The organism is Geobacillus zalihae NBRC 101842, from assembly GCF_001544135.1.
GTDB lineage: Bacteria > Bacillota > Bacilli > Bacillales > Anoxybacillaceae > Geobacillus > Geobacillus zalihae.
On the sequence record NZ_BCPV01000031.1, the window covers coordinates 1 to 26162 of the forward strand.

General features: G+C 55.1%; 25 protein-coding genes, 1 riboswitch and 1 other annotated feature. Of the genes, 4 read left to right on the forward strand and 21 right to left on the reverse strand.

Annotated elements, in window-relative coordinates; translation table 11 throughout:
* Nucleotides 1–158: 158 nt before the first annotated feature.
* The 6 genes from GZ1_RS19270 to zapA are packed head-to-tail and all read right to left on the reverse strand — an operon-like array spanning nucleotide 159 to nucleotide 5708.
* On the reverse strand, nucleotides 159–323 hold the full coding sequence (locus GZ1_RS19270; RefSeq protein ID WP_162833771.1) for a hypothetical protein: 165 nt from the start codon (nucleotides 321–323) through the stop codon (nucleotides 159–161).
* Between the two features lie 13 nt (nucleotides 324–336).
* Nucleotides 337–744 carry a DUF350 domain-containing protein gene (locus GZ1_RS10130; RefSeq protein WP_015375560.1) on the reverse strand — a complete coding sequence of 136 codons (408 nt, stop codon included), beginning with the start codon at nucleotides 742–744 and terminating at the stop codon, nucleotides 337–339.
* A 14-nt stretch (nucleotides 745–758) separates the two neighbouring features.
* Nucleotides 759–3113: an endonuclease MutS2 gene (locus GZ1_RS10135; protein ID WP_373278100.1), complete on the reverse strand. Its 2355-nt coding sequence runs from the start codon at nucleotides 3111–3113 to the stop codon at nucleotides 759–761.
* A gap of 20 nt (nucleotides 3114–3133) precedes the next feature.
* The gene (gene polX, locus GZ1_RS10140) at nucleotides 3134–4858 is read right to left on the reverse strand and encodes a DNA polymerase/3'-5' exonuclease PolX (RefSeq protein ID WP_060788415.1); all 1725 of its coding nucleotides are present in this window, start codon (nucleotides 4856–4858) and stop codon (nucleotides 3134–3136) included.
* A gap of 42 nt (nucleotides 4859–4900) precedes the next feature.
* On the reverse strand, nucleotides 4901–5440 hold the full coding sequence (locus tag GZ1_RS10145; RefSeq protein ID WP_060788416.1) for a CvpA family protein: 540 nt from the start codon (nucleotides 5438–5440) through the stop codon (nucleotides 4901–4903).
* Complete coding sequence (gene zapA / locus GZ1_RS10150; RefSeq protein WP_015375564.1) at nucleotides 5433–5708, reverse strand: cell division protein ZapA; 276 nt, start codon at nucleotides 5706–5708, stop codon at nucleotides 5433–5435. The genes GZ1_RS10145 and zapA overlap by 8 nt, the downstream gene beginning before the upstream one ends.
* Before the next feature lie 111 nt (nucleotides 5709–5819).
* On the opposite strand from zapA, the gene rnhC reads away from it, so the two are divergent.
* Nucleotides 5820–6749 (forward strand): ribonuclease HIII, encoded by a 930-nt coding sequence (gene rnhC, locus GZ1_RS10155; RefSeq protein WP_060788417.1) that lies wholly within the window; start codon nucleotides 5820–5822, stop codon nucleotides 6747–6749.
* Nucleotides 6750–7026: 277 nt separating this feature from the next.
* On the opposite strand, the gene GZ1_RS10160 is transcribed toward rnhC, so the two are convergent.
* The 5 genes from GZ1_RS10160 to GZ1_RS10180 form a co-directional block, all read right to left on the reverse strand.
* Complete coding sequence (locus GZ1_RS10160) at nucleotides 7027–7692, reverse strand: type 1 glutamine amidotransferase domain-containing protein (RefSeq protein WP_060788418.1); 666 nt, start codon at nucleotides 7690–7692, stop codon at nucleotides 7027–7029.
* 131 nt (nucleotides 7693–7823) lie between these two features.
* Nucleotides 7824–8450 (reverse strand): hypothetical protein, encoded by a 627-nt coding sequence (locus GZ1_RS10165; RefSeq protein ID WP_021322151.1) that lies wholly within the window; start codon nucleotides 8448–8450, stop codon nucleotides 7824–7826.
* A gap of 33 nt (nucleotides 8451–8483) precedes the next feature.
* Nucleotides 8484–9017: a matrixin family metalloprotease gene (locus tag GZ1_RS10170; RefSeq protein WP_081130547.1), complete on the reverse strand. Its 534-nt coding sequence runs from the start codon at nucleotides 9015–9017 to the stop codon at nucleotides 8484–8486.
* A gap of 352 nt (nucleotides 9018–9369) precedes the next feature.
* Entirely contained in the window at nucleotides 9370–12534 is a 3165-nt protein-coding gene (locus tag GZ1_RS10175) for an MMPL family transporter (protein WP_060788419.1), read from the reverse strand.
* Nucleotides 12531–12983: a MarR family winged helix-turn-helix transcriptional regulator gene (locus GZ1_RS10180; RefSeq protein WP_060788420.1), complete on the reverse strand. Its 453-nt coding sequence runs from the start codon at nucleotides 12981–12983 to the stop codon at nucleotides 12531–12533. The genes GZ1_RS10175 and GZ1_RS10180 overlap by 4 nt, the downstream gene beginning before the upstream one ends.
* 278 nt (nucleotides 12984–13261) lie before the next feature.
* On the opposite strand from GZ1_RS10180, the gene GZ1_RS10185 reads away from it, so the two are divergent.
* Nucleotides 13262–14542, forward strand: a complete 1281-nt coding sequence (locus tag GZ1_RS10185; RefSeq protein WP_047758138.1) for an alkaline phosphatase — start codon at nucleotides 13262–13264, stop codon at nucleotides 14540–14542.
* 327 nt (nucleotides 14543–14869) lie between these two features.
* Here GZ1_RS10185 and crcB read toward each other — a convergent pair whose 3' ends face one another.
* The 3 genes from crcB to modA form a co-directional block, all read right to left on the reverse strand.
* Nucleotides 14870–15220 (reverse strand): fluoride efflux transporter CrcB, encoded by a 351-nt coding sequence (gene crcB / locus GZ1_RS10190; protein ID WP_033006429.1) that lies wholly within the window; start codon nucleotides 15218–15220, stop codon nucleotides 14870–14872.
* Nucleotides 15220–15609: a fluoride efflux transporter FluC gene (locus GZ1_RS10195; protein ID WP_033006426.1), complete on the reverse strand. Its 390-nt coding sequence runs from the start codon at nucleotides 15607–15609 to the stop codon at nucleotides 15220–15222. Before GZ1_RS10195 ends, crcB begins: the two co-directional genes overlap by 1 nt.
* Nucleotides 15610–15655: 46 nt before the next feature.
* Nucleotides 15656–15718, reverse strand: a riboswitch (Fluoride riboswitch).
* A gap of 150 nt (nucleotides 15719–15868) precedes the next feature.
* Nucleotides 15869–16660 carry a molybdate ABC transporter substrate-binding protein gene (gene modA / locus GZ1_RS10200; RefSeq protein ID WP_015375573.1) on the reverse strand — a complete coding sequence of 264 codons (792 nt, stop codon included), beginning with the start codon at nucleotides 16658–16660 and terminating at the stop codon, nucleotides 15869–15871.
* A 124-nt stretch (nucleotides 16661–16784) separates the two neighbouring features.
* On the opposite strand from modA, the gene GZ1_RS10205 reads away from it, so the two are divergent.
* Entirely contained in the window at nucleotides 16785–17708 is a 924-nt protein-coding gene (locus tag GZ1_RS10205; protein ID WP_015375574.1) for a substrate-binding domain-containing protein, read from the forward strand.
* A gap of 111 nt (nucleotides 17709–17819) precedes the next feature.
* Here GZ1_RS10205 and pheT read toward each other — a convergent pair whose 3' ends face one another.
* The 5 genes from pheT to GZ1_RS10230 all read right to left on the reverse strand — a co-directional run bounded on the left by pheT (nucleotide 17820) and on the right by GZ1_RS10230 (nucleotide 23801).
* On the reverse strand, nucleotides 17820–20234 hold the full coding sequence (pheT, locus tag GZ1_RS10210) for a phenylalanine--tRNA ligase subunit beta (RefSeq protein WP_060788421.1): 2415 nt from the start codon (nucleotides 20232–20234) through the stop codon (nucleotides 17820–17822).
* Nucleotides 20235–20255: 21 nt separating this feature from the next.
* Nucleotides 20256–21290: a phenylalanine--tRNA ligase subunit alpha gene (gene pheS / locus GZ1_RS10215; protein ID WP_015375576.1), complete on the reverse strand. Its 1035-nt coding sequence runs from the start codon at nucleotides 21288–21290 to the stop codon at nucleotides 20256–20258.
* Nucleotides 21291–21332: 42 nt separating this feature from the next.
* Nucleotides 21333–21568 (reverse strand) — a binding site (T-box leader).
* 87 nt (nucleotides 21569–21655) lie between these two features.
* A complete protein-coding gene (locus GZ1_RS10220) occupies nucleotides 21656–22408 on the reverse strand; it encodes a TrmH family RNA methyltransferase (protein ID WP_060788427.1) in 753 nt (250 codons plus the stop codon).
* Nucleotides 22405–22929 carry a peptide-methionine (S)-S-oxide reductase MsrA gene (gene msrA, locus GZ1_RS10225; RefSeq protein ID WP_013144533.1) on the reverse strand — a complete coding sequence of 175 codons (525 nt, stop codon included), beginning with the start codon at nucleotides 22927–22929 and terminating at the stop codon, nucleotides 22405–22407. The genes GZ1_RS10220 and msrA overlap by 4 nt, the downstream gene beginning before the upstream one ends.
* 128 nt (nucleotides 22930–23057) lie before the next feature.
* Nucleotides 23058–23801 carry an HI0074 family nucleotidyltransferase substrate-binding subunit gene (locus tag GZ1_RS10230; RefSeq protein ID WP_015375578.1) on the reverse strand — a complete coding sequence of 248 codons (744 nt, stop codon included), beginning with the start codon at nucleotides 23799–23801 and terminating at the stop codon, nucleotides 23058–23060.
* A gap of 127 nt (nucleotides 23802–23928) precedes the next feature.
* Here GZ1_RS10230 and sspI point away from each other — a divergent pair, with 127 nt between their 5' ends.
* Entirely contained in the window at nucleotides 23929–24138 is a 210-nt protein-coding gene (sspI, locus tag GZ1_RS10235) for a small acid-soluble spore protein SspI (RefSeq protein ID WP_015375579.1), read from the forward strand.
* A 28-nt stretch (nucleotides 24139–24166) separates the two neighbouring features.
* On the opposite strand, the gene GZ1_RS10240 is transcribed toward sspI, so the two are convergent.
* Nucleotides 24167–25255 (reverse strand): M42 family metallopeptidase, encoded by a 1089-nt coding sequence (locus tag GZ1_RS10240; RefSeq protein WP_015375580.1) that lies wholly within the window; start codon nucleotides 25253–25255, stop codon nucleotides 24167–24169.
* A 92-nt stretch (nucleotides 25256–25347) separates the two neighbouring features.
* Nucleotides 25348–25833, reverse strand: a complete 486-nt coding sequence (locus GZ1_RS10245) for a dUTP diphosphatase (protein WP_025039320.1) — start codon at nucleotides 25831–25833, stop codon at nucleotides 25348–25350.
* Nucleotides 25834–26162: the final 329 nt, after the last annotated feature.

Sequence of the window (26162 nt, forward strand, 5' to 3'; positions counted from 1 at the left end):
GGAAAGCGTTTTCTTTGGATAGTCGAGCGTGTGCGGAATCTCCGGCGGGTAGTGAGCGAGCCACGGTTTTTCCATATGCAATCCCCCCTTGCTTCTATTTTATTTTACTTTTTCTAATTTTTCATCAAAAAAAAAGAACGCCAGGCTTGAACCGAGCGTTACCAAAACCAGTACACCAAACCAATGAAGAAAAAGCACGCGCAAATGACAAACAAGATTTTCGCCAACACATCAACCGATCGGTTGCGCACCGCCATATAGACGATGCCGGCGATCAAAAGCAGTCCGACTGCGATCAACAACCATTTGACTACTGCGTTCATTCGTTGTTCCCCTTTACTGAATCCCTTCGCCGATGACAAACGACAAACCGACGGAAATCACCATGGAAATCAAGCCGACGGCCCGGTTGTCATTGGCAATTTCGTCATCAATATTGAATTTCGGCGTCAAAAATTCGTAAATAAAGTACGCGGCCAGCAGAAGCAAAAACCCGTACAGCCCCCAGCCGATCATCGACGGCAGCGATTCATGGCGGGCGAGCGCATAGCGGAAAATGTTGGCGATGCCAAAAATCTTTCCGCCGGTTGCCATCGCCACCGCCACATTTCCTTTGCGAATCTCTTCCCAGTTTTTGTATTTCGTCACCAATTCAAATACGGCTAAAAAGACGACGATGCACAGCACGGCGACGCTGAAATTGGCCGCCGTTTTCACCATGTCGTGCTCCCAAAACGACGCCATTGCCATCGCCCCCATCATTTCAGTTCCACGATCGTCACCCCAGTGCCGCCTTCATTCGCCTCACCAAATCGGAAGCTTTTCACCGCCCGATGCTGCTTCAAAAACTGCTGTACTCCTTGGCGGAGCGCGCCCGTTCCTTTGCCGTGAATGATCGAAACACGCGCATAGCCAGCGAGCACAGCATCATCCAAGTACTTCTCAAGCCGAAGGAGAGCGTCTTCGTACCGTTCGCCGCGCAAGTCAAGCTCGAGGCTCACATGGGCGTCCTTGCCTTTCACCGTCGCAATCGGCGTCACATCTTTCGCCGGCGCGCTGCCGATATACTCCAAATCGCGTTCACGGATTTTCATTTTTAAAATGCCAAGCTGCACTTGCCATTCGTCGTCCGACACTTTTTCGATCAAGTAGCCTTTTTGGTTGAGGCTCGTCACCTTCACTTCATCACCCGGCTGGAACACATGGCGTGAAGCAGCCTTTTTCGCCTTTTTCCGCTTCTCCACTTTCGGCATAGCGGCAGCGAGCCGCTTTTTCGCCTCGACGAGCTCATGCTCTTTCACTTCCGCCTGCTTTTCTTTTTGCAAGCGGCGCAGCTCTTGAATGATCCGCTCGGCTTCGCGTTCCGCGGCGCGGATGATGTCGGCTGCTTTTTGCGTTGCTTCCGCCAGCCGCTCCGCTTTTTCTTCTTCGAGCTCTTCCCATTTTTGTTCCCATTCGGCGCGCAGACGCTCAGCCTCCTCCAGCGCCGCGCGCGCCCGCGCTTCCTCTTCCTCCGCTTGCTTTTTGCTCCGTTCAAGCGACGCGATCATGTTTTCGACGTTATGGCTTTCCGCGCTCACTTGCGCTTTCGCCCGCTCAATGATGCGTTCATCAAGCCCAAGGCGGCGCGAGATGTCAAAGGCGTTGCTGCGGCCGGGGATGCCGATCAACAGTTTATACGTCGGGCGGAGCGTTTCGGTGTCAAACTCGACGCTCGCATTCACGACACCGGGGCGGTTGTAGCCGTACGCTTTCAACTCCGGATAATGCGTCGTCGCCACCGTCCGCGCTCCGCGCCCATGCACTTCATCCAAGATGGCGATGGCGAGCGCCGCCCCTTCCTGCGGATCGGTGCCAGCCCCAAGCTCGTCAAACAGCACAAGGCTTTCACCATCGACATGGCGCAAAATGTCAACGATATTGACCATATGGGACGAGAACGTGCTCAAGCTTTGTTCGATCGACTGCTCGTCGCCAATATCGGCGAAAACGGAACGGAACACCGCTGCTTCCGATCCGTCGGCCGCCGGGATGAACAGCCCCGCTTGCGCCATGAGCGTCAACAAGCCGATCGTTTTTAACGTCACCGTTTTTCCGCCGGTGTTCGGCCCGGTGATGACGATCGTCGTATAGTCGCCGCCGAGTTCAATGTCATTCGGCACCGCCTTTTCTTGATCCAGCAGCGGATGGCGTGCCTGCAAAAAACGAAGATAGCCTCGGCTATTGACCGCTGGCTTCGCGGCTTGCAACCGGCGGGCGTATTTCGCCTTGGCGAACGCAAAATCAAGCGCCGCAAGTGACTCAACCGCCCGCGCAAGCGGCTCGGCCTGCTCAGCGACTTTTGCCGAAAGTTCGCGCAAAATGCGTTCGATTTCTTGCTTTTCTTTCGCCCGCGCTTCGCGGAGCGCGTTGTTCAACTCGACGACCGCCTGCGGTTCAATAAACAGCGTCGCCCCGGACGCTGACTGGTCGTGGACGATGCCGCCGTAGGCGCCGCGATACTCTTGTTTCACCGGGATGACATATCGGTCATTGCGGATCGTAATGATGGCGTCCGACAGCCGCTTTTGCGCCGACGGCGAGCGGATGATGTTCTCGAGTTTCTCGCGGATGCGCGCTTCCACTGACCGAATTTGCCCGCGCAGCGAGCGGAGGCGGTCGCTTGCGGCATCCAACACTTCGCCATGGTCGTCGATCGAGCGGCGAATGTCATGTTCAAGCGCCGGCACCTCCACGAGCTCATCGGCATAAGTGGACAGACGGTCCAATCCCCCGTGCTCTTCATGCAGATCCATAATCAGCCGCTTCATTTGCCGGCTTGCGGCCGAGGTGGCCGCCACTTCAAGCAGCTCTTGCGGGCTGAGCGTGCCGCCGATCGCCGCCCGCTTGAGATGCGGACGGATGTCGACTACTCCGTCAAGCGGCGCATAGCCAGCAAGCCGCAAAACAGCGGCGGCTTCATCCGTTTCGTCAAGCCAAGCGGCCACCTCCTCCCAGTCAGAAGACGGCATGAGAGCGTCGATTTTTTCCAAACCGAGCGGCGAGGACGCATGCTCAGCCAACTGCTCTTTCACTTTATCAAACTCCAAGGTGTGAAGCACTTTTCGTTGCACGTATCTGACCCCCAGCTGATTCATTTCTTTCGTTTGTCGTGCAAAAACTGTTGCAGCTTTTCAAGCGGCCATGTGTTGATGACCGTTTCCTTATGGATCCAACCTTTTCTTGCCGTCGCTACGCCGATCGCCATATCCTCGAGCATGTCCAAATGGTGGGCGTCCGTGTTGATGGCAATGTACACCCCCGCTTCCTGGGCTTTTTTCACGTAGGCCGCCGACAAGTCGAGCCGGTTTGGGTTGGCGTTTAACTCAAGCACCGTGTTCGTCTCCGCCGCCAGCTCGATGAGCCGCTCGATATCGACGTCATAGCCGTCGCGCTGGCCGATCAGCCGCCCGGTCGGGTGGGCAATGACATCGACGTACGGGTGGCGAAGCGCCGCCTCGAGCCGCTTCATGATCGTCTCGCGCGGCTGTTTGAACGCAGAGTGAATGGCGGCGATGACAAAATCAAGCTCCTTGAGCACGTCATCGTCGTAATCGAGCGTCCCGTCCGGCAAAATATCCATCTCAATGCCGGCCAAAATCGTAAAATCCGAATAGCGCGCGTTCAGCCGTTCGATTTCCTCGCGCTGGCGCCGCAATCGATCCGGGGTCAAGCCGTTGGCCACTTTCAAATAGTGCGAATGGTCGGTGATGGCGATATACCGGTAGCCGCGGCGGCGGCACGCCTCAGCGAGCTCCGCAAGCGAACACGACCCGTCGCTCCACGCCGAATGCATATGCAAATCGCCTTGAATGTCTTCAAGGCGCACAAGCGGCCGATCAGCGGAAAACCGCTCGATTTCCGTGCCATCTTCACGCAGCTCCGGTGGAATGTGCGGCAGCCCGAAATGGGCGTAAAACGCCGCTTCATTCGGGAACGTTTTCACTTCGCCTGTCGCTTCGTCTTCCACGCCGTATTCGCTGATTTTCTCGCCGCGCTCTTTGGCGAGTTGGCGCATGCGCACGTTATGCTCCTTCGATCCGGTGAAATGATGAAGCGCGGTCGCGAATTGCGCCTCGCTGACCAGCCGAAAGTCAACGGCCACTTCATCCTCATACTGGAAAAGAAGCGACACTTTCGTCTCCCCAGCGGCGAGCACCCCGCGGACGCGCTCAAAGCCGAGCAGCCCGTCGCGCACCTCGGCCGGACGGTCGGTAGCGATGACATAATCCAAATCTTTCACCGTTTCATTCAAGCGCCGCAAGCTGCCGGCCCGCGAGAAGCGAATCACGCCATCAAGACAAGCGAGCTGGCGTTCCATGTCCGCCGCGATCGCGAGCACCCGAGCGAGCGGCAGCCGCTCGGGGCGTTTGCCTGCCTTTTCAATGGCCGCAAGCAGCTTTTCTTCCGTTTTCGCGCCAAAACCGGCAAGCGCGCGCACTTTTCCAGCCAAGCACGCTTCTTTCAATCCGTCCATATCGACAATGCCAAGCTCCTGATGCAGCTTGGCGATTTTTTTGCCGCCAAGCCCCGGGATCTTAAGCAAGGAAAGAAGCGTTTCCGGAATATCGCGCTTTAATTCCTCGAGCACCGATGATGAACCGGTTTCGACAAACTCGGTGATGATCGCCGCTGTGCTTTTGCCGATGCCGGGAATGGCGGTGAAATCGCCAATTTCCGCGAGGCTCCGCTCATCCGTTTCCAAGGCGTTCGCCGCTTTGCGGAAGGCGTTGACCTTAAACGGATTTTCTCCTTTGATCTCCATATACAGTGCGATCGTTTCAAGCAGGCGGATGACCTCTTTTTTATGGACGCTCATCCCCGTTCCCTCCCTTTCCCGCAAAACCACGGCCGCGCTCGGTCAGACGCGGCCATGAATCCACCAGTTGCCAAGCATCTCCGACAACACCGGCGTATGTTTCACAATCACGGTCGCCATGAGCGAATGCTGCAGCTGTTCTTGGACGCTGTCAATCGGCACGAGCGCACCGATATACAAAAGCAAAAAGACAAGCAAATACACTTCCGCAAATCCGAGCGCCGCCCCGGCCAAGCGGTTGACGCTGCGCAACAGCGGCAGCTGGGCGACGAAATCGAGCATCGAGCCAACGATTTGAAGCACGATTTTCACCACAAAAAATAAAAGTGCAAAGGAAATCGCCCGATAATAGGCATCGTCTAAATGGGTGCTCTGAAACAGCAGCTTCATCGTCTCCGGATCACCGAACGTCGGATACGGAATCCAAAGGCGCAATGTCGGCACCAACCGTTCATAATAGCGATAGGCGACGAAAAAGGCGATCAGAAACCCGGCCATATGAATGAATTGAAGGATAAAGCCGCGCTTCAGCCCGATCATCGCCCCCAGCAACAGGACAAACAACAGCACGACATCAATCATCCTGTTTCCCGTCCTTTTCCTGTTTCAGCTGTTCCGCCAGCCGTTGATATTCTTCTTTTAGTTTGAGATATTCACTGGCGATGTTGACGGCCGTCAACACGGCCAGCTTCGGCACATCGAGCAGCGGATTTTTCTCACTGAATTCATGCATTTTATCGTCAACGAACGCCGCCACGAGCCGGATGTGGGCCGGGCTTTCCGCGCCGACGATCGTGTAGTCTTGTCCATAGATGCGGACGCTCACCCGCGTTTTTGGCTGTTCTGTCAAGCTTTCTCCCCCATTTCGCCAAATCCTACTGTTTATCATATCATGAACGCTGGTATAATGGAAAGAAGCGACACACAGCAACGATAGAGAAGATAAAGGAGCGATCGAACGTTGTCAAACTATGTGATTCAAGCCGACCAACAGCTGCTTGACGCCTTGCGCGCCCACTACCAAGACGCCTTATCCGACCGGCTTCCGGCTGGAGCGTTGTTTGCCGTCAAGCGCCCGGATGTCGTCATCACCGCCTACCGCTCAGGCAAAGTGCTGTTTCAAGGGAAAGAGGCGGAGCAAGAAGCAGCGAAATGGATATCAGGGGCGAGCGCCTCAAACGAAACAGCTGACCACCAGCCGTCCGCTTTGGCAGCTCATCAACTCGGGTCTCTTTCCGCCATCGGTTCCGATGAAGTCGGCACCGGCGATTATTTCGGCCCGATCGTCGTCGCCGCCGCCTACGTGGATCGGCCGCATATCGCCAAAATCGCGGCGCTTGGCGTGAAAGATTCGAAACAATTGAACGATGAGGCAATCAAACGGATCGCCCCCGCCATCATGGAAACCGTGCCGCATGCGGTCACCGTGTTGGACAATGCCGAATACAACCGCTGGCAGCGAAGCGGCATGCCACAGACGAAAATGAAAGCGCTCCTTCACAACCGGACGCTCGTGAAACTCGTTGACGCCATCGCGCCCGCCGAACCAGAAGCAATCATCATCGACGAATTTTTAAAACGGGATTCGTATTTCCGTTACCTTTCCGATGAAGATCGCATTATCCGCGAGCGGGTGCACTGCCTTCCCAAGGCGGAAAGTGTCCACGTATCAGTCGCCGCCGCCTCGATCATCGCCCGCTACGTGTTTTTAGACGAAATGGAGCGATTATCCCACGCCATCGGCCTCCCGCTTCCAAAAGGCGCCGGCGCCATTGTCGATGAAGCCGCGGCCAACATCATCCGCGCGCGGGGGGCGGAAGCGCTTGAGACATGCGCCAAGCTTCATTTCGCCAATACAAAAAAGGCGCTGGACATCGCCAAACGCCGGTAGTGGTTTCCATCACCCCCATGGGAAACGGCAGCGTTGGCTCCGTTGCAAAGGTCGGCCCGCAGCAGCGAAACGCCACCGTTTTCCGTCCTTTTCACCTGTTTCGGTTTACAGATGGTTTGCTAACTGGTGGTCGACAACATGCGTGGTGAGCCGAGAAGAGTTCTCAACAAACTCTTGACTGACCGGGATTCATTTCCGGACAACGGCCAGAAAATCGTGCAAAAAAACAAGACGCGCCAAAAAAGCAGCGTCTTGTCACAAGTTCAGCCGATATTACTCACGCCCGCTCTTCCAGCGCGGCGACGACTTTCTCCGCCGTGCTTCGGCTCGATTGCGGGTTTTGCCCAGTGATCAAGTTGCCGTCGCGCACGGAGAAATCGGTCCACTTCTCGCCGTGGACGAAATTCGCCCCGCGCAGGCGCAGCGTCGACTCGAGCAAAAACGGCATATGCACATCAAGACCGACTTCACGCTCTTCTTCATCCGTAAATGACGTGACCGTTTTTCCTTTCACAATCGGCGTGCCGTCTTTGTATGTGGCGTTCACCAGCCCTGACGGACCGTGGCAGACAGCGGCGATGATGCGCCCGTCTTCGGCAAACTGCTGCAAGACGTATTGCAGCGTTTCGTTGTCTGGAAAATCGAACATCGTCCCATGCCCTCCGGGAAGGAAAATGGCGTCAAACCCGTGTGCATCGTCCTTGCTCAAACGTGCTGTGTTCTTCAGCGCCGCTTCCGCTTCCGCCCAAGACGGATCTTTTTCATTGATGCTGCGCGGGTCAAGCGGCACCTCGCCGCCTTGAATGCTCGCCACTTTCACGTCATACCCTTTTTCTTGAAACACCAAGTACGGCACAGCAAACTCTTCCAGCCAAAGCCCGGTTTTATGGTCGTCGGTGATCGTCGTATGGTTTGTCACCACCATGAGCACTCGTTTCGTCATGCCCGCATTCCTCCTTTAGGTTTTAGCATGTTCTCTACCATTCATCATACTTTACATTGGGCAAAAGCGGAAAAAATATGCTTGTGAAATCGAATCGCTCTTGATAAAAATAAGTGGAGGAAACGAAAACATCATTCCTCCACTGCTGCTTTCACTCTCGCTTTGAACGCCTTTACTTCTTCAGGTTTATAAATCTCCAGCAAATCCTTTTCTTTCGTCTTTAGCACCACTTGGTTGTTCTCAAGGACAAAGAAAAACGGATCTCCAACACTGTAATAACGGCCGGTCAAATTCGATTTTTTGACAAAAAAGATATAGGTTTGTCCGGATGCCAAACCGATGTAATGCTCATCTTGAACCATGGGCCCATCTTTGTCTAACCGCATTTGCTTTTGCTCAGTGACAAGAACATGAGCATTTGCGTGTCCTTTTAAAACTTCAATCACTTTTACATCATAGTCGACTCCTTCGATATAAATATTCGGATCTTCTTGTGCTGGGTCGTTCGGATTACGCGCAAGATTTCGCGTACCAGCCACTCCTTCGACGATTCCAATAAAGATGCAGTCAGACGCCTTGCTCAAATCCTTTATATTTGTATATTTTGGACGATCAGAATGACTGATGGTATGGATATGCCGAGTTACTTTGGCAGTCCCTATTTGTTTATGGATATTCCCTTCATCCTTTATGAAATAGACGGCTCCGCCCACAAATATAACACCAATCGTCACGGCGAACAGCACCATTTTTTTCATCCTCTTTTTCCTCCCCTTGGATAGATGAACCCATTAATATCTTGCATTTACGCCATTAATGTCATCCTGCTGTGGAGTATAGATGCGCGTCCGATCACGATTCGAATTCATGATCGCTATCGCTGTCGAATGATCCAATCCAATTCCGTGCCCTAATTCATGCCCGGCTGCACTTCGAGCCACGTTGCTTTTTCCGATATTAATATTCCCTGCGTTAACCATAGCTGTAAAATGGAGTATCTCACTGCCTGAATACGTGATGTTGCAAACACCATATTCGGAAGAATCGGAAACATAGTAGGAGTTGAGCGTGTTGGAAGAACGGCTGCTGTAGGAAAACCAAACAGGGGTTGGCGTTCCATTCCAATCGGAGAGGGCATTTTCAAAAGCCGTCCGAATCACCGTGCCGGACGTTTGAAGATTGCTTCCCCATTTATACGTGAGGCCGCTTACTCCATCCTTCCAATAGTAAGGTTCTAAAACATAGGCGCGCACCATTAAGGGAGCTATCAAAATAGCTAACGTTACCGAGAATGGGACGGCGATTTTCCTCAACTTCATTTTCATCACTCCAACATTCAATATTTTGTAACTATGTTAACAAAAAATAAATAATATTCAATATATTCAAACAAAAACTCTTTTCTCCATGCGCCATACGATCCACATTCACGGGGAAAGAATCAAGGAAAACAACTATACAGAGCACGTGGAATATACGTTTCTGTTGAATCAAACAGAGCGCCTTGCTTTCTTTTTATGCGTGCGTAAAGGACTAAGGAAAAAGGAGCTGACCCAAGAGGGTAATGCCCCTTAAACCAAACACAACATATTGCTTTTTATCGACCATTTTGCTGCTTCATACAGGAACAAGAAAGGGTGTCCCGGTCTCTTAGGACACCCTTGTTGACTCGCCTTCTTAACTGATTTTTTGTTGTTCCAGTCCAGCTGTCTCGCTTGCCGGCTGCCGAAACGGCCACCAGTTCGCGCGGCCGAACGTGCGGACCATGACCGGCACAAACAGCGGCAGAACGACGAGGGCGTAAAGGAGAAGCCCCGTCAGCACAATCGTCGCGATTTGCAAGAGCGACAAGACGCCGGACGGATACATCGCGGCGAACGTTCCGCCTAAAATGACGGCGGCCGAGATGATGACCGTCCCCATATGGCCCATCGCCGACAGCATCGCTTCCTTCACCGGCCGGCCGCGGTATTCGTTGAACCGATCCATGAGGAAGATGCTGTAGTCGATGCCAAGCGCCAACAGCAACACAAAGGCGAAGAACGACACCGCCCAGTTCAAGCCGGCATAGCCGAGGCCGTTGACGAAAATGAGTTCGGTGACGGCCATCGATGTGTAATATGTCAACACGAGCGACAAGATCAAATAGAGCGGCATGATAAGCGAACGAAGGAGCGCTGCGAGCACGATGGCGATGCCGATCAACATCAGCACGGCCGTCCGTTTATAGTCGACGTTTGAGATCGCCTGCAAATCGGCGTACGTGCTTGTGACGCCGCCGACAGCGATCGTCGCGTCTTCCCACTTCGTCCCTTTCACCGCCCGCTCAGCGGCGGCGTGAATGTCATCCACACGGCTGAGCGCCGATGTCGAATACGGATTTTCTTTTAAAATGACATCAAACGTCACGATGCGCCGGTCTTTCGACATATACGCGTCTTTCGCCTGCGCAAAGTCTTTGCTTTCGCGCGCTTCCTTCGGCATGTGCCAGCCAGCCATGTCTTTCTCCGGCGCCGATGACAAATCGGCTAAATACGTTTCCGCCGTTCCGAGGCCGTCCGCCACTTTATGCAGACCGGACGCGCTTTGGTCCAAGCCGTTTACAAGCTGGTCGAGCTGGCCGCCAAGGGCGGAGAAATGCTCAAGCAATTGGCGCTGGCCGCCGTTCACTTGCTCAAGCCCTCGGGAGAATTGCGGCAATTGGTCGACCGCCTGTTTCTGGCCGTCGGCCGCTTTCGTCAACCCGGCTTCGAGCTCCGAAAGCCCGGCGATGATCCGGTCCAAGCCGCCGTTGACCGCCGCTTGGCCGGCCGCAAGCTGGGCGAACGAGTCGTTCGCTTTCGCCAAGCCGGCGCGCGCCTGCTCAAGCGCCCCGTTCAACTGTACGAGGCCGTCCGCCATTTCGTTCGTCTTTTCGGACAAGGCGGCGACCGTCATTTTCGCTCGTTGATATTGGGCGTCTTGCGCGAGCTCCGGGTGCGCCTGTTCGACTTGCGCAAGCATCGCCTGCACGGCGGCGAGCTGATTGGCGACGGCCTTTAACCCCGCTTCGATTTGCCGGTACTGGCCGCTTAATGCCGACAGCCCTTGTTCCGTCTGCTTGTAGCCGTCAAGCAGCTGCGTGGCGCCTTCCTGCAACTTTTTCGCATTGTCGCGAAGCGTCACTAAGCCGTTTTGCAGCTCGCCGGCGCCCACCGCTCCACGACGCACGCCTTGTTCGATTTGACTAAGGCCGTTTTGCAGCTGGCGCAGACCGTCTTCAAGCCGCTCCGTTCCAGAGACGAGCTGGCCGATGCCGGATGACGCCTGCTTGAGCTGCGGCGCGGACGAGGACAATTTTTCGCTTGCCGTCTCAAGTCCGGCGCCGATTTTCTCAATCCCCTCTTTGCCGGCGCCGAGGCCGTCTTTGAGCTGTTTCGCTTGTTCGGTGACATACAGCTCCTGAATCGGCTCTCCGGTCGGACGCGTCGCCGAGCGGACGCTTGCCACGCCATCAACTTTTTCGATCTCGCGGCTCATTTTCTCTATCAACGCCAGTCCTTCTTCCGAATCAAGTGGCTCTTTGCTTTTTACCACCACCTGCGTCGGCATGGCATCTCCCGGATTGAAATGATCGGCAATGATGTCAAACGCTTTGACCGAACGATAATGATCGCCGATCTCCTCCATGGAGTCAAACGACAGCTTGCCGTTGTATGTCGCGAGCACCGGCACCGTCACAATCCCAACAATCGCCAGCGCCAGAAGCGGACGGGCGAAGGCAAAGCGACCGGCGGCGAGCCAAAGCCGGCTTTGCCCGTGCTCAAGCTTCCCGCGCACCGGCCAAAACAGCTTCTCGCCAAGCACGGCCATGAAAAACGGCACGAGCGTCACGAGCGCCAAAAGCAGCACCGCGACCCCAACGGCGACGGCCGCCGCCGATTGGTACAGCTTAAACGTCGACAACCCGATCGCCGCAAAGCCGATCATGACGGCCAAGCCGCTTGCCGCCACCGTTTTCCCCGCCGTCCGGTACGTGGCGGCGATCGCCTCCGCCCGGTCGCCGCGCTTCGCCAGTTCTTCTTTAAACCGACTCAGCAGCAAAATGCAATAGTCGGTCCCAATGCCGAACAACACGGCGACTAAAAACGTCTGCGTAAACGTCGACAACGGAAAGTTGACCTGATCGACCAAAAACGCCACGACTGACTGCGAAACGACGTACGTCGCCCCGACCACAAGCAGCGGAATGAGCGGCGCTACCGGCGAACGGAACACGGCGAGCAAGACGATTAAAATAAAAACGACGGTGATCCCTTCCGTTTTTTTCACGCCTGCCTGTGAGCTTGCCACCACATCTTCATCGATCATCCAGCCGCCGGTGAAATAATGCTCGACTTTGACGCCGCTGACGGCTTTATATAAAGCATCCGTCAGCTGTTTCGCCGTCCGGCCGGCCGGGTCGATGGTGATGGAAATGAGCATCGTCGTCCCGTCTTTGGAGATGAGTTCTTTTTCGAGCTTCGGGTTGGCAAACGGCGAGACGATGTTCGTGACATGAAGCTCCTCTTTTTTCTTTTCGAGCGCGTTTACCGCCCGTTCAATCTCTTTTTTGTCATCCGCCGTCAACCCGCCTTTTTGGTAAAAGACAAGCACCGCGGAGCGTTCGTTTTGTTTGTTTTCCTGGCTGTTCGCCTCTTTGATCAGCTTGGCCGCCAATGACGACGAGTAGCCGTCAGGCACGCTCAACTGCCCTTTCTCGCGGACAAGATCGCCCATGTTCGGCGCCGTCGCCATGAGCACGGCCGCAATGGCGATCCATGCCGCAAGTACGAGCCATTTTCCTTTGATGATCGCTTTCATGTCGCCTCTTCCACCTCCTGCAGCACGCGGGCCAGCCGCTCATACGTGCGGATGAACGCTTCAATTTCTTCTTCCGGAAAGCGGGCGATTACTTCTTCGACGAGCCGATAGACGCTCCGGTCCATCTCCTTCACCCATGCTTCCCCGTGCTCTGTCAGCGATAAGACGATGACGCGCCGGTCGTTCTCGTCACGGTCGCGGCGCAGCCAGCCTTTGTCGACGAGGCGATTCGTCATCGCCGTCACCGCGCTTTTGTTCACGCCAAACATCGCCGCGAGCTCCGTTGACGTGCACGCCCCCCGCCGGCGGATGTAGCGAAGCAAATAATATTGATCGTGCGTCATCTCTTCGCAAAGACTGCCTTTGACAAGCGCCGCTCCGCGTTTCATCACGAGAAACGACACGGACAAATAGCGGTCGATCCATTCATCGATGTTTCGTCCCGGCATTGATTCACCTCCGATGGTTCAATCATTGAACAATCAACCAAATTCAACAGTAGATGGAGAGCTGTCATCCATTTTGTTCAACTGTTGAACTATTAGTAACGATACCAAGGAAAAAAGAGAAAGTCAACAAGGAATGTTGCCAAAGGAGAAACCATTCTATCGTCCAATCTGAATAGAGAGGAAATTTTTTCAAATCCATTACATTGCATTCACGAACGCTTAACATCTGGCTTGTACAATAAAAATGACAAAATCATCTGAAAAGGGAGAGGAGAACGATGTTCCGATCGAAACGCCGCACCGCTTTGCTCATTGCCGGGCTGAGCGCCGGACTGACGCTTTATCATGCTAGTCAAGCTGCATGGGCCGCCCCAACGAAACAATCGAAGCCGCCTGAAGTGAAAAATGTCATCCTTTTTGTCGGCGATGGCATGGGCACCGCGCATCGCAACGCCATTCGCCTCGCTACAAAAGGATTGAGCGGGGAATTGGAAATGGACAGCATGCCGTACAGCGGCCTCGTCCATACGAACTCTGCCGACGCGAAATCATTCATTACCGACTCCGCCGCGGCGGCGACTGCCATCGCCTCAGGCGTGAAAACATACAACGGCGCCATTTCCGTTGATCGACAAGGGAAACCAGTGGAAACGATTTTGGAACAAGCGAAAAAAGCCGGCAAGGCAACAGGGCTTGTCACGACCGCCCAAGTGACGGACGCCACACCGGCCGCGTTTGCCGCCCACACCGCCAGTCGTTCGGCGCAAAGCGACATCGCCAAGCAATACATTGAACAAACGAAAGTGGACGTCATTTTGGGCGGCGGGGAGGATTACTGGTACCCTGATGGAAATCCTGGCTATTACCCCGACCATCCAGCCGAAGATCCGGAAGAAGGAAGCAAAGGCACGCAAGGCAACTTGGTTGAACGGGCGAAACAATTGGGCTACACGTACGTCCGCACCGCCGATGAGCTGAAACAAGCGTCCGGCCGCAAGCTGCTCGGGCTGTTTGCCAATGAGGAAATGTTCCAGCAGCGACCGGAAGGGGAAGGGGATGTGTACAATCCCGTCGTGCCGCTGCCTGATATGACGAAAAAAGCGTTGGATGTGCTGTCGCAAAACAAAAAAGGCTTTTTCCTCGTGGTCGAAGAAGAAGCCATTGATGAAATGAGCCATGAAAACAACGGATCGCTCATGCTTAAAGCGGGCCAGCAGCTTGACGAAGCGGTCGCTGTAGCGAAGCAATACGCCAAGCGCCATCGGGATACGCTCGTCCTCGTGCTCGCCGACCATGAATGCGGCGGCTTGACGATCGAAACGCCGGGCGGCGCCGATGAGTCGGGAGACGGCAAGACGATTTCCGGCGAAGACGGCCCGTTTGCCATCGCTGGTTCTTCGCAAACGTTCGCCCTCGACTGGACGACAACGGGCCACACCGCCGCCGATGTGCCGCTGACCGCCATGGGCCCGGGGGCGGAGCGGTTCACCGGCGTGTACGAGAATACACGCATTCATGATATTCTTGAAGAATTATTGTTTGGAAAAAGCAAAAGATAACGCATCCGTGTTTCGGTCGTTGTCCTTCATCGATCTCCGATTCCCCGCGAACGAATCGTTTGCGGGGAATCGGTTTTGATTCATTGACCTGGATTGCCCAAAGACAAGTGAAAAAATGGTTTTTCATCATCAAAAAGACGTTTCATCAAATCCGACCATCAAACTCATCATCGATCGATTGGTTATAGTAGCCATCGATAAAGTATCGCAATGTCTTGAATCTCTCTTCCACTCTTGCCCTCGCCATTCTAGTCTCCTCCCCTGGCTCAACAAATCGCAATCTCTTCCCCCCGATCAGAAATCAAGCCCGTTTTTCATTGCCGCTCATCACCGCCCCACGCGATAGCCAAGCCACGCCAGCCACACGCCACACGAATACGTAGCCGCCAAATAAACGACCACCTTCGCCCATTGGCGCTGCTGCATCATTTGCACGCTTTCCCATTTCAACGTCGAAAACGTCGTGAACGCGCCCATGAAGCCGGTGCCGACAAGCAGCTTCGTCGCATCGGCGGCGCCGCTTCCGGCGAGCCAGCCAAGCAAAAAGGACCCAAGCAAGTTGACAATGAGCGTCCCTATGGGAAAACGCGGCGAACGCCGAGCCGCCCAGCGGCTGACGGCATAACGGCAGATGGCGCCAAAAAAACCCCCCATCATCACCAATAGCGGTGCGGTCATCATGCTATTTCCTCCTTTCGCTTTGGATGGGCGGCAACATATCCCGCCCATGCGGCGGCTAGGCCGCCGAACAGGCTGGCGGCGATATACACGGCCGCCATGCCAAAGCGCCCTTGTTCCATCCATTCCACACATTCGACGCTGAGCGTCGAAAACGTCGTATACGAGCCGATGAACCCGGTCGTCGCCGCTGTTTTCAGCCACGGCGGCCAAGACGGGCGGCGGGTGAACACCACCGTAAGCCAGCTGAGCAAAAACGAGCCGGTCCAGTTCACCAAAAGCGTTCCGAGCGGAACCCCTCCCAACCAGGCAGCGGGCACGACAAGACCAACGACATAGCGGACAAGCGCGCCGATCATGCCGGCTGCGCCGACGGCGAGATAGACCAATAACCATCCCTCCTTCGTAAAATAAACAGACTCCTGCCGCTTTTCATTTGCAGCAGGAGTCATCAGCCGGAAGCCGGCGGTTATGGCGAACTCCATCGCCTATAACGTTTTCTTGTTTGTTATTTTACCATATGTCCCCTTCCCATGTGAAGGACAGCAAACAGGCGGCATTTTGCCAAAAAAGAAGGCTGATTGTGCTAGGCTTCTCTAGTTGAGAAAAGACAGGATTCAGCGGTATTTTTACTCGCCCACCAGTCTTCTAGCGGGCGCGGCGAAATCCGTGCTCTTCGAACATTTGCAACGCTGGACCGCTTGTCAAATACGAGTAAAACTGTTGCGCCTCCTTGAGATGTTTGCTCGTCTTGACGACACCAAGCGGATAGACGATCGGGTCGTGCATGCCGCTTGGCACTGCAGCGACGATATTGACGTTCTCCGAGGCGAGCGCGTCCGTCCGGTACACAAATCCGGCGTCGACGTTGCCGGTTTCCACATACGTCAACACTTGGCGAACGTCTTTCGCGTACACGAGCTTCGGTGCCACCTTCTCCCACAGCCCCGCCTTCTCCAATGTTTGTTTCGCGTACATACCGGCCGGCACCGATTCGGGGATGCCGATGGCGATCCGTTTGGCGCGGATGATGTCATCGAGCGACTGAACCGCTCCTTCCCCTTGTTTTGGCGCAATGAGGACGAGTTCGTTCGCCAGCACTGTTTTTTCGTGTTTGGAATCGATCAACCCTTCTGCTTTCAATTTTTCAAACGGCTCAGCGGCCGCCGAAAAGAAAAGATCGACCGGCGCCCCTTCGGAAATTTGCTTTTGCAACGCGCCCGACGCACCGAAATTGTATTGGATGCGGATGTTCGGATGCTTTCGTTCAAACGCCGTTTTCGCTTCTTCCAGCGCTTCTTGCAGACTGGCGGCGGCGGAGACGGTGAGCTCCACTTTATCCGCCGGTTTCGTTTGCCCCTTCCCCTCTTTTGAGCCGCTGTCGCAGCCATACAAGCCGAACAGCAAGAGCAATGCGGCAAGCCATGCGATTTTTCGCATCTGTCTCCCCCTTATCTTTTTATATGTAATGATATCTAATTATAAATAATAATAAGTAGTTAGGAAAGAAAAATTTTTCCCCATGCGTTCTTTGCGCTACAATGAAAGAAAGGAGGATGGCATGATGACGGAGCCGCAGTCATACACGATTGAAGAAATCGCTTCCTTATTAAAAGTGTCCAAACTAACGGTGTACGATTTAGTGAAAAAAGGGAAGCTGCCCGCCTTTCGCGTCGGGCGGCAAATGCGGATTACCGCGGATGATCTTCGCCGGTACATCGACGGGCAAAAAGGGGAGACAAGTCCCGTTTCTTCCGCCGTTTCACGGCCGGTCGAAGCCGCCGTTCGCCCCATCATCATCAGCGGCCAAGATGCGGCGCTCGATTTGCTTGGCGTCCATCTGGAAAAAAACGGCCCTTATCAATCGCTCCGCACCTACACGAGCAGCCTCAATGGGCTGATCGCCCTGTATAAAGGGCAATGCGACATCGTCAGCGTGCATTTGTTTGACGGGCAGACAGGCGAGTACAACCGTCCGTATGTGGAAAAGCTGTTGACAGGCCATGCGTACATCATGGTGAACGTCATGCGCCGGCCGATTGGATTTTATGTGTCAAAAGGCAATCCTCGCAGCATTCAAACGTGGCACGACTTAGGAAGGAGCGACGTCGTGATCGTCAATCGGGAGAAAGGGGCCGGGGCGCGCGTCCTGTTAGATGAACAGCTGCGCCTGCATGGATTGTCGCCGTCCGCCATTCGCGGCTATGAACGCGAGGAAACAAGCCATTTGAGCGTCGCCTCCGCGGTGGCGTCAGGTCTCGCCGATGTCGGCATCGGCACGGAAAAGGTGGCGCGAATGGCCGGCGTCGAGTTCATTCCGCTAATGAACGAACAGTATGATGTCGTCATGCTGCGGACGCCGGAGAATGAATCGCTCATCGCTTCCGTGCTCGACGTGCTCCGCTCCGATTCGTTCCGCGCCGAACTCGAAGCGCTCGGCGGGTACGATGTGTCGCAAACCGGGCGCATTATGGCTGAACGCGGCTGACAGGGCATCCACCTTTGTTAGCATCCTTCGTTTTCTGAATCTGTTTGAAAACGAGCTCTCATCAAAAAAAGCTGTTCCAAAAGCCCATCGCTTTCGGAACAGCTTTTCGTTTTACCCGCGCAGCACGGCGCCAAATTGCTGCTCGACCGCCGCCAATACCCGCTCATAGACGGCCGTGACTTCTTCATCCGTGAGCGTCCGCTCCGGATCATAGAAGCGGAGCGAGAAGGCGAGCGATTTTTTTCCGGCCGGCAGGCGCTCGCCTTGGTAGACGTCAAAGAGGGAGACGTCTTTGACGAGCGGTTTCCCGGCTTCGGCAATCGCCTGCTTCAAGGCGCCGGCTTCGACCATTTCGTCAACGACCAAGGCGATGTCGCGCACGACCGACGGGAAGCGCGGAATCGGCTCGTAGCGGATCGCTTCGCTTTCGGCGTTCAACAGATCGGCCAAGGCGAGCTCGAACACGTACGTTTCTTTTAAATCGTACTCTTTTTGCACGGCCGGATGGAGCTGGCCGACAAAGCCGATCACCTTGCCGTCAAGCGCAATCTCCGCCGTCCGTCCCGGATGCAAATCGGCGCGCTTGGCCGGTTTGTATTCGATGCGGGCGGCAAGTCCAAACAAGTCAAACAGGCCATCCAAAATCCCTTTGGCAACGTAAAAATCAACGGCCTTTTTCTCGCCTTGCCACAAATGGGCGTGCCATAAGCCGGTGAGAACGCCGGCGAGGCGCTCTTTTTCCGCTGGTTGGACGCCTTCTCCTTTGGACAAGTAGACAGAGCCGATTTCGTACAAGGCGACGTTCTCGACTTGGCGGGCGCGGTTGTAGCTCGCCGCTTCAAGCAGATGCGGAATTAAGCTTTGCCGCAAAACGCTCCGCTCTTCGCTCATCGGCAGCGCCAAGCGGACCAATTCGGCCGTCTCAAGCGCAAAGCGCGCCGCTTTGTCCGGGCTCGTGAGCGAATACGTGATGGCTTGGAACAAGCCCGCCCCTTCCAAATAGCGGCGGACGCGGCGGCGCTTCGCCTGATGCGGCGTGAGTCCGCCCGGCTTCGCCTCCGCCACCGGCAGCGTCGCCGGCAGACGGTCGTAGCCATACAGGCGCGCCACTTCCTCGATGATGTCTTCTTCAATCGCAATGTCGCGCCGACGCGACGGGACATCGATCGTAAACGTTCCGTTGTCTTCTGTGAACGGAAATTGCAAATTCGAAAGAATCACGGCCACTTCCTCTTTCGACATCGCCGTGCCGAGGACACCGTTGATGCGTTCGAGCGTGACCGTCACCGCCACCGGCTCCTCACGCCACACGCTCGCTTCCACGACGCCGCCGACGACCTCGCCGCCGGCGTATTCGGCCATCAGGGCGGCGGCGCGCTCGAGCGCTTCTTTCGTCCGCGCCGGATCGATGCCTTTTTCAAACCGAGTGCTCGCTTCGCTGCGCAGCCCGTGGTCTTTTACCGCCTGGCGGATGACCGGGCTTGTAAAGTACGCCGCTTCAATAAACACGGTTTTCGTGTCATCGCGCACTTCCGAATTCGCCCCGCCCATCACCCCGGCTAAGGCGACCGGCTCGCGGCCGTTCGTGATGACAAGGTGGTCTTCGGTCAGCTTCCGTTCGACATCATCGAGCGTGACAATCGTTTCGCCTGCCTTTGCGCGGCGGACGACAATTTCCTGCGAACCGAGGCGGTCGTAGTCAAACGCATGAAGCGGTTGGCCGTACTCAAGCAAAATGTAGTTCGTAATGTCGACGACGTTGTTGTGCGGGCGAATGCCGGCTGCCATCAAGCGCGCTTGCATCCAAAGCGGCGACGGGCCGATCCGGACGTTTTTCACGATCCGCCCGGCGTACAGCGGGTTGTCTTCCGGCGCCTCGACGCGGACGGAAATGTAGTCGTGAACGTTTTCGTTCGTTTCTTTGACCGCCGCTTTCGGCAGCTTTACTTCACGTCCGAGAATGGCCGCGACTTCATAGGCGACGCCGATCATGCTTAAACAGTCGGCGCGGTTGGGCGTCAAAGACAGTTCGAGCACTTCATCGTGCAAGCCGAGCCATTCCAGTGCATCGGCGCCGACCGGCGCATCGCTCGGAAAGACGAAAATGCCGTCTGCATACTCTTTCGGCACGACTTTCGTTTCGACGCCGAGCTCTTGGAGCGAACAAATCATGCCGTTCGATTCTTCCCCGCGCAGCTTCGCCCGTTTGATTTTGAAATTGCCCGGCAGCACCGCCCCGACTTTGGCGACGGCGACCTTTTGCCCTTTGGCGACGTTCGGGGCGCCGCAAATGATTTGCACCGGCTCGCCTTCGCCAAGGTCAACGAGGCATTTCCGCAGTTTATCCGCGTTCGGGTGCGGCTCGCACTCGAGCACATGGCCGATGACGACGCCGTTCATCCCGCGGTCGAGCGCCTCAACCCGCTCGACTTCAATGCCGCTTTTCGTGATGCGATCAGCGAGTTCCGCGGCGGTGACCCCCGTCAAATCGACGTACTCGCTCAGCCAACGGTAAGACACGAGCATGGAAAACCCCTCCTTTTTCTGTTACACACGCAAAAATTGCCGCAAGAAACGTAGATCGTTTTGATAGAAATGACGGATGTCGTCAATGCCGTACTTCAGCATCGCGATCCGCTCCGGCCCCATGCCGAACGCAAAGCCGGTGTACGTTTTCGAATCAAAGCCGGCCATCTCAAGCACGTTCGGATGCACCATGCCGGCGCCTAAAATTTCGATCCAGCCGGTGCCTTTGCAGACGCCGCAGCCCCGCCCTTCGCATCGGAAGCAGGACACATCGACTTCGACCGACGGCTCGGTGAACGGGAAAAAGCTCGGCCGGAAGCGGATGTCGCGCCCTTCCCCGAACAGCTTGCGGGCAAATTCGCGCAGCGTCCCTTTCAAATCGCTCATCCGGATGTTCCGATCCACAACCAATCCTTCAATTTGCGTAAACTGGTGCGAATGCGTCGCATCGTCCGTATCGCGGCGGTACACTTTGCCCGGACAAATAATTTTCACCGGGCCGCGCCCGCGGTGTTTTTCCATCGTCCGCGCCTGCATCGGCGATGTGTGGGTGCGAAGCAAAATCTCCTCCGTGATGTAAAACGAATCTTGCATATCGCGGGCCGGGTGGCCTTTCGGCAAATTGAGCGCCTCAAAGTTGTAATAGTCGGTCTCGACTTCCGGCCCTTCGGCGACCGTATAGCCCATGCCGATAAACAAATCTTCAATTTCTTCAATGACGCGCGTCAGCGGATGGGGATTGCCAAGACTCACAGGTCGTCCCGGCAGCGTCACATCGATCGCTTCGGCGGCCAGCTTCCGCTCGACTTCCTCCTGTTCCAGTTTCGCTTGTTTCGCCTCGAGCGCCTGCTGAATCGCCGCTCTCACTTCATTGGCCAGCGCGCCGAGTTTCGGGCGCTCTTCCGGCGGCAATGCCCCCATGCCGCGCAGCACTTCGGTGATCGGCCCTTTTTTGCCCAAGTAAGCGACGCGCACGTCATTCAGTGCTTTGACGTCTTTCGCCTCATCGATTCGGCGAAGCGCTTCTTGCTTCAGCTCGTACAGCCGTTCTTTCACTTGAGTCCCTCCTCTATCCAAAATAAAAAACCCGCCCCCCCGGTAAGGGACGAGTTGTTGCTCGCGGTACCACCCTTGTTAACAGCCGAAATGCGCTGTTCACTTCATTGCGATAACGGCCGAAAGCCGGAACACCTTTACATCCCCTTTTGGGATGGTCCCGGTGTCAACTCGGGAGGTGAACTTCACTTGCGTCAGCCATAAAAACGCTCCCAGTCTCCGGCGTTTTCTCCCTGGATGGCGAGCAGCAAGCTACTTTTCTCCGTCATCGTTGTTGTCCGTATGGGAAATTGTCGCTATTCATTATACGCAAATGAGTGGGCAAAGGCAAGGTCAGGCCGAAATTTCTTTGCGCAGCTCATCGTTTACCGCACCGCCTGCAAGGAATAAAGCAAAATTCCGGCCGCGACGGCGACATTCAGCGACTCGGCTTGGCCGTAAATCGGGATGTAGATGGTTTCCGTCGTCATCTCGAGCCATTCGCGCCGGACGCCGCTTCCTTCATTGCCGACGAGCAAGGCGAAGGAAGACGAAGGCGGAACGGTGCGGTAATCGACGGCATTCTCCAAGGCCGTTCCGTACACCGGAATGCCCTGCTCCTTGAAACGCGCGATCCATTGCACCAAATCGCCTTTGACAACCGGAAGATGAAACAGCGACCCTTGCGTCGCCCGCACGACTTTCGGATTGTACACATCGGCGCACCCTTCGCCAAGGATGACAGCATCGATCCCGGCGGCATCGGCGGTGCGAATCATCGTCCCGAGATTGCCCGGGTCTTGCACGGCGTCAATGAGCAAGGCGGTCTTCACGCCTTCAAGCTCGGCTGGCAACTTTCGGCACACCGCGGCGATGCCTTGCGGCGTCTCCGTGCTGCTGATCGCCCTCATCACCGCTTCGGTCACGATCACAACCGGGACGCTGACGTCCCAGCCGGGCGGGATGGCTGTCCGCTCGTCCACCATCAGCTCAACAAGCGGCGCGTTGCTTTTTACAGCCTCTTCGACAAGATGAAACCCTTCAAGCAAAAACAATCCGGTCTCATCGCGCCCTTTTTTGGTCAGCAGCTTTTTCCATTGTTTGACGCGCGCATTTTTCGGCGATTCGATCCGCTTCACCGTTTCGTCCCCCAATGTTTGGCGATAAACTCGTCGCGCCCGGACGCGGCGCGGTCTTGTTTGTAATGCTCCGGATTTTTCTTATGGTAGTTTTGATGATACTCTTCCGCCGGGTAAAACGTCGTCGCCGGCAAAATTTTCGTTACAATCGGCTTCGAGAAGCGCCCGCTTTCCTCGAGCGCCCGCTTTGACTGCTCGGCGAGCTGGCGCTGTTTTTCGTTATGGTAAAAAATCGCCGTCCGGTATTGCGGCCCGCGGTCGTGAAACTGGCCGCCGTCATCGGTCGGGTCGATTTGACACCAATACAGCTCCAACAGCCGCTCATACGGAAAGACGTCCGGGTCAAACGTGATTTGCACCGCTTCGTAATGGCCGGTCGTGCCGGTTTTCACTTGCTCGTATGTTGGGTTTTCGACATGCCCGCCCGTATAGCCGGAGACGATGCCGTAAATGCCGTCAAGCTCCTCAAACGGCGTCACCATGCACCAAAAGCAGCCGCCGGCGAATGTCGCTTTTTCCATTGTGTCGTCACCTCATTCGTCAAGTTTCTTCATTTGATTATAACAAAATGTGTGCCGTTGTCATCTTTCACGACCAAAGCCAAGTTCCTTCACAAAGCCAGGCTCGTTCCGTTCCGCACGCCGGCCGCTCATGTCACTGAGTCAAGCTGTCGTTTCATTTCGTCAAGCAAACGGTCAAACAGCGGGATATAGTGTGTACGGATGCGTTCGTAAATGTCCATCGCCGTTTCTTCGTCATACGTATGGGACGTCCGGTTGCGGTCTTCGAGCATGCGAAGCCATGTCTCTCCGTCTTGAATCAACCCTTCCCGAAACGCCTCGCGAATCGTTTTCCTCGGACTCGTCACTTCAGCGTATCCCTGATGCTCCAAATAAAGTTTCATCCATTTCCATGCTAGTTCGTACGTGAATTCAAAGCGTTGAATGGTCGCATCAACAACAAGGTCATCCGTTTGAGCGTCTCTTGCGGCACTTTGCCGGAGTTTGGAGAGCGCCCGTTCGAAATCGTAAAATCGATCCATCAGCCGGCTCATGGTGACCATCACCTTCCCGTGCTCGTTCGTTTGAAAAATCGTCTTTCCTTCTTGGTCAATATTCATTTTTAGCTGTTCGTTGTGAATTTGATTGTAATCAACAACATCGATCGGATAAATGATCGGAAGTTCATCCAAGTCCGATTGCAGGAGGTACAGCGGGCCTCCCGGTTTTCGAAATTGGATCGCCAAATCGATATCCGATCCTTCCTTGTAATCGCCTCGTGCTCTTGAGCCGAACAAAATGACTTTTTCAATGACATCAGCATAACGGGAAAATAGATGGAGCAGTTGGCGAAATACCGTTCGTTCCAATCCATAGAGCGGTTTCTCGTCCATCGTCGCCATCACTCATTTCGGTCTAGTTTTTCCTCTATTATACCATATACGAGAGCCGCTCCATGTATAAATCCGCCGCCATTGGCAAACGATAACGGTGTACAATACGGCCAATGAGGTGAGACAAATGGATTTGAACTTGCGGAAAGCCATTATGCACAACGTCGCCAACAACTCGAAAGAACAGCTCGAGAATACAATCGAGGACGCGATCCAGCGTGGCGAGGAAAAATATTTGCCCGGCCTCGGCGTCCTCTTTGAAGCCATTTGGACGCACGCCAATGAACAGCAAAAAGACATGATGCTCACCACGCTCGAGCAGGCGGTTAAACAATGACGAACACCGGCCGAATTGGCCGGTGTTTTTATTCGTCAAACGTCAGTTGTTTCACTTTGTCGGCGTCAAGCCGTTTGATCACTTCGACAAGCAGCTTGACCGTGTTCTCGTAGTCGTCGCGATGCAAAATGGCGGCGTGCGAGTGGATGTAGCGCGTCGGGATGGCGATCGTGAGCGACGGAACGCCGCTGCCCGTTAAATGAATCGCTCCCGCATCCGTACCGCCGCCCGGCATGGCATCAAAATGGTACGGAATGTTCAGCTCTTCCGCCACTTCGATGACGAATTCGCGCAAGCCGCGGTGCGACACCATCGTCGCGTCGTACAGGACGATGTGCGGGCCGGCGCCGAGTTTGCCCATCGCTTCTTTTTCCGACACGCCCGGTGTATCGCCGGCAATGCCGACATCCACCGCAAAGGCGATATCCGGCTGAATGAATTGGGCGGCCGTGCGCGCGCCGCGCAAGCCGACTTCTTCCTGCACCGTGCCGACGCCGTATACCGTGTTTGGATGGTCGACGCCTTTCAGCTGCTTGAGCACATCGATGGCGACCGCACAGCCGATCCGGTTGTCCCATGCTTTCGCGAGCAGCATTTTTTCATTGTTCAATACCGTAAATTCAAAATACGGCACGATCATATCGCCCGGGCGGACGCCCCACTCCATCGCTTCCTCGCGGCTTGTCGCGCCGATGTCGATGAACATATCTTTGATTTCCACCGGTTTTTTGCGCGCCTCCGGCGGCAGAATGTGCGGCGGCTTCGAACCGATGACGCCGGTGATGTCGCCTTTTTTCGTCACGATCGTCACGCGCTGGGCGAGCATTACTTGGCTCCACCATCCGCCAAGCGTTTGGAAGCGGATGAATCCTTTGTCGTCGATTTGCGTCACCATAAAGCCGACTTCATCCAAATGGCCGGCGATCATCACTTTCGGCCCGCCCGATTTCCCTTCTTTTTTGGCGATCAAGCTGCCGAGGCCATCCGTTGTCACTTCATCCGCATACGGAGCTATGTATGTCTTCATCACATCGCGCGCTTCCCGCTCATTGCCCGGGACGCCTTTCGCATCGGTCAGCGCTTTCAGCATCGTCAACGTTTCGTCCAACTTCGCCATCTTGGCACCCCTTTCCGGTTTTGTCCACTTTTTTATTATACTTGAAAAGGCTGACGATTGGCAAAATGAATCATTCGCCACCCGAAAAAAGATCAGTAGCGCTCGTTTTGCCGCTTGTGGTTCACTTCATTTTTCCGCCGATACGCCGCCTCGATGTCGTCGGAAGAAAAACCGAGCGCCACGCCAAGCCGCCAATACTCCGCAAACAGCGCATCATATTCCCCTCGCGCTCTCGTCTCCCCGAACCGCTCGGCGGCGCGAAAGATGGCCAAAAACTGCTCAACAAGCGGCCGCTCGACAGCCGGAAGCTCCCGGCTTTCATAAAACAGCCCGCAATCCAGCCCGAGCGACAGCAAAAAATGCAAACCGTCGACATATTCCTCCAGCACCCGTTCCGCCGGCGCCGACGGTTTCACGCTCCAAAATTTAAAACAGCGCGTCTCATTGGCCAGCTCCCCAAGTTCGACGAGAAACGCAAGCATTTTCCGATTGAACAAGTCCTCATGCATAAGGCCGTGCTCTGTTTCAATCCGCTCATCCAACATGCGCTGCATATCGTAAAGCAAAGGCCAATTCATCCTATTTCGCGCAGGAGACTCCCACTTCAACGACCAAAGGGAGTAAGTGGGAGAGGAATGCGCGTTCCCCCTTTCTTTTGTGTATGATAGAATAAAGGCGTGGAGAAAACCGTTCAATAAAGGCACTCCAATAACTGCTACTCGATGTATGGAGTTGGTTACAGGAAACGTTGTAACCGTAAAACATCGAGCGTAGGTCCGTCTGTTGTGTGTGGAAGCCAAGTACTGCCAACAGACACACCGAGAGAATCGGTAACGATGCAGGCATGACCTGCGTCGTTGGGTAGTCGTCAACCTGCCCCCTGATGCAACCCCAAGTCAAGGAAGGA